The organism is Micrococcus sp. HSID17227 (assembly GCF_003989405.1).
Lineage (GTDB): Bacteria > Actinomycetota > Actinomycetes > Actinomycetales > Micrococcaceae > Micrococcus > Micrococcus luteus.
In genome coordinates this window covers 1-3014 of record NZ_RBLN01000266.1, presented here as the reverse complement: position 1 = coordinate 3014, position 3014 = coordinate 1, and the positions used below count along the sequence as shown (strand labels likewise).

Sequence of the window (3014 nt, the reverse complement as noted above, 5' to 3'; positions counted from 1 at the left end):
CGCTGCAGGCTCACCACCGTGACCAACACCGGAGACGAGGTGGACCCCGACACCGAACTCACCCTCGGCCTCAGCGCCTGACCCCCATGAAGGATCAGACCGCTACACCATCACGAGGGGCTTGACCGCATGGCGGGGTCCCTCGCCACAAACGACCGTTTGAGCTGGCGTGAATGCTCCTAGGAGGAGACGAGGCAAGGAGTCTGCGACCTACATGATGGATTCGGCCGGGTGCGGTCCTGACGGGGTGGTGTGCTCTCCGGTTATCTGCTGCTTCAGCGCCCTGGCCCCTACGCTCGGTCCATGGAGAACCTGCACATGATGCGCGGCGAGGTTGCCCGACGCTATGAGGCCCTGGGCCTTCCTTCCTGGCCGGACCCGCAGGCCCACCGAGAGCGACGCGGCGAGGAGTACTCCACGGTCACCGAGCCGCAGCGGTACCGGATCGTCCCGGCAAGGGCCCGTCTGTGGGCGGATGTGCTCCAGGAAGCGGGGGCCACGGTGTTCGAAGAGAACATCCGGGAGGTCCGGCCAGAGGGCTGGCCCTCTGATGCGCGTCCTCGGCCCGTCGACCGCGTTTTGCGCATTGATCCGCCGGCGGGCCGCTCTGGTGCGGTGCCGATGTGGGTTCTCGAGATGGACGGGCCCGTTCCTGCGGTCGCACTGTCTGCGGGCGAGGTGGAGAGTTTCTACGCCCTCCATCCGGACTGCGGGTGCGACGCTTGCGACGCCGGTTCCGAGGACCTTCTCTTGGCCATCGACGAGGCCGTGCAACGACTGGTCGGCCCCAGGGTCATCCTCCGGGGTCGGACTGCTGAGCATGGGCCCTGGCGGCACCGCTATTTCGTGGACGGCCGAGCCGACAGTTCGGGAGAGGTCCCGGGCGACTACTGGGCCCTCTACTGGGCCTGTGCGGAGATTGTCTCGGGCGGCGCACCGGTTCTGCCGGCGGGGGTGGACGTGGAGGTCATCAGCGGGTGGTTCGTCGACGGTCGTTGATGAGGGAACGGTGCTTTCCGGGGCGCAGGGGCCCGAGGATGCGGCCGCGCCAGGCGCGGGCAGGGCAGGCGGTGTGGACGTGGGAGGGATTCGTTTGGTGTCCACGGATGCGGCGGGGATCCTCCTGGTCACAAACGACCGAATCTGTCGAGTCAGTTGCAGAGCGCCGGGGTCAAGGGAACGACTCCGCCTTAGCGGGGATGGCGGAGGCCGCGTGACCGTGCGATGAGGCAGACCAGCAGCCCGAGGGCTGCTGCCGTACTGGCAAGGTGGATCGGCCACGCCCACGGGCTGTGGTCGCCCCCGGAGATCATGTAGGTGTCGGCCAGGCCCAATCCCATACCGAAGGAGGCCACCCAGTAGGCAGGGGCCGCGGCGGTAAGCAATCCCAGGCCCATGGTCAGGAGCATCAGAGGGTCGATCCGTGGCCGGCGCCGGGCCAGGCGACCCAGCACGAGGGCGCCGCCGATTCCTGCGAAGAAAACGAGCGCGGGGAAGGCCGCCAGCTCGAACACGCTGACCTGCGGGGCCAAGTCAGCATAGATCTGGGTGAGGCTACGGTCTGCGGGTGCTGCGGCCAGCGGGTTGAGGACGAGGGTCTGCAATGCCCCGAGGAGGGCCAACATCGCCAGGAGGGAGGGGATCGCAGTGCGTGTCGCCGGACCCATCCACGCAGGCCTAGCGGAGGCGGGTGAGCCGCCAGCGGTGCGGGGCTCGACCGGGCCCGGGCGGGCAGAAGGCGGGAAAGGGCGCGACATGGGCTCACTCTAGGGCCATCCCCGCGCCTGGCCCTCGGTGACCAAGCAGGGTGCAGGCGCATTGGCTGGGCATCTGGCTGAGTTGCAGCGGATGGCCCAACTGGCTTCGCCCACTGGCGCGTCTTCGGGACGACGCAAACGACCGAATCTGCCTAATCGACGGGCTGGAATCCAAGTTTCTGGTAGATCCCCAGGGCCGCCTCGGAGGTGCCCTCGCCGAAGCGCAGACTCAGGACGGGGTCGCCGGCGGCGGAGCAGACGTCGACGGCGTGCTGCACCAGGGCGCGCCCGACCCCCTTCCCGCGCGCGGCGGGATCGGTGAAGAGGTCAATGATGAACGGCCCCGCGAGGTCCGCGTCCCAGATCGAGTGGGTGACCACCATGATCGCCCCGGCCAGGCGGCCGTCCACCCACGCCGAGGCGCTCGCGTCGGCGCGCAGCTCCCCGTAGTCGCCGCGGAAGGTCGCCTCCATCTCCTCCCACGCTTCGGCCAGGTCGGAGGCGGCGACGCCCGGCGGGTAGGCGGCGAGGTAGCACCGGGCCAGGTCATCGGCCGTCCCCGCGTCCAGTCCTCGGAGCTCGAGGCTTCCAGGGGCGTGGTCAGCGGAGTGGGTAGGCGGCAGGTGAAGGGTCAGCAGGTCAGTAGACACAGGGGTTCCTCTCGTGATGGTTGGCTACTCACAGTGATGCCGTCACAGAGTGAACATGGTCAGAACGATAACAGCGCACACCTGCGCTCGGAATGAGTCGAGCCGGTCGGAACATGAGTGACCTATGCATTGAATCGCCCCGGGTTTGTTAGAGGCTCGTAAGTGCCGCCCCGGCAGGCGCCGGCACGGGATTCTCATGATGGTAGACGTCCTCGAACTCGACCGGAGGGACCATCCCGATCTCGCCGTGCACACGACGATGGTTGAACCAGTCGATGTACTCCGCGACCGCGATCTCCAGGCCCTCGATGGACTTGAATGGCCCCTTGTTCCGGATCAGCTCCGCCTTGAACAGCGAGTTGAACGCCTCCGCGAGGGCAATTGTCATACGAGTCCCCCGTCGAGCCGACTGAGGCGACTGCGCCGGCCTGGGCGAGCCGCTGGGTGTATCGCACGGCGACGTACTGGGCGGGTTCAACCGGTCGTTGCAACACCGTGCGTTGAGAGCGAGCGTAGCTGCTCGGCGAAGACCTCCGCGGGAGTCTTCCAGTCCAGGACCTTCCTGGGCCTGTTGTTCAGCGTGTACGCGACTGCTGCGAGGTCCTCG

The 3014-nt window shown here is 67.7% G+C and carries 4 protein-coding genes and 1 pseudogene; 1 reads left to right on the top strand and 4 read right to left on the bottom strand.

Features of this window, described 5'->3' with window-relative positions; genetic code table 11:
* Positions 1-303 precede the first annotated feature (303 nt).
* On the top strand, positions 304-999 hold the full coding sequence (locus D8M29_RS10600) for a DUF6226 family protein (protein WP_127435496.1): 696 nt from the start codon (positions 304-306) through the stop codon (positions 997-999).
* 191 nt (positions 1000-1190) lie between these two features.
* Here the strand turns inward: D8M29_RS10600 and D8M29_RS10595 are convergent, their stop codons facing one another.
* From D8M29_RS10595 to D8M29_RS10580, 4 genes and pseudogenes are all read right to left on the bottom strand, one after another.
* Positions 1191-1667 carry a hypothetical protein gene (locus D8M29_RS10595; RefSeq protein ID WP_127435497.1) on the bottom strand — a complete coding sequence of 159 codons (477 nt, stop codon included), beginning with the start codon at positions 1665-1667 and terminating at the stop codon, positions 1191-1193.
* Positions 1668-1909: 242 nt separating this feature from the next.
* Complete coding sequence (locus D8M29_RS10590) at positions 1910-2407, bottom strand: GNAT family N-acetyltransferase (RefSeq protein ID WP_127435498.1); 498 nt, start codon at positions 2405-2407, stop codon at positions 1910-1912.
* Between the two features lie 148 nt (positions 2408-2555).
* On the bottom strand, positions 2556-2885 hold the full coding sequence (locus tag D8M29_RS10585; protein WP_370450166.1) for an IS3 family transposase: 330 nt from the start codon (positions 2883-2885) through the stop codon (positions 2556-2558).
* Positions 2882-3014, bottom strand: a pseudogene (locus D8M29_RS10580) (IS30 family transposase); the annotation flags it as partial. The gene D8M29_RS10585 and the pseudogene D8M29_RS10580, both read right to left, overlap by 4 nt.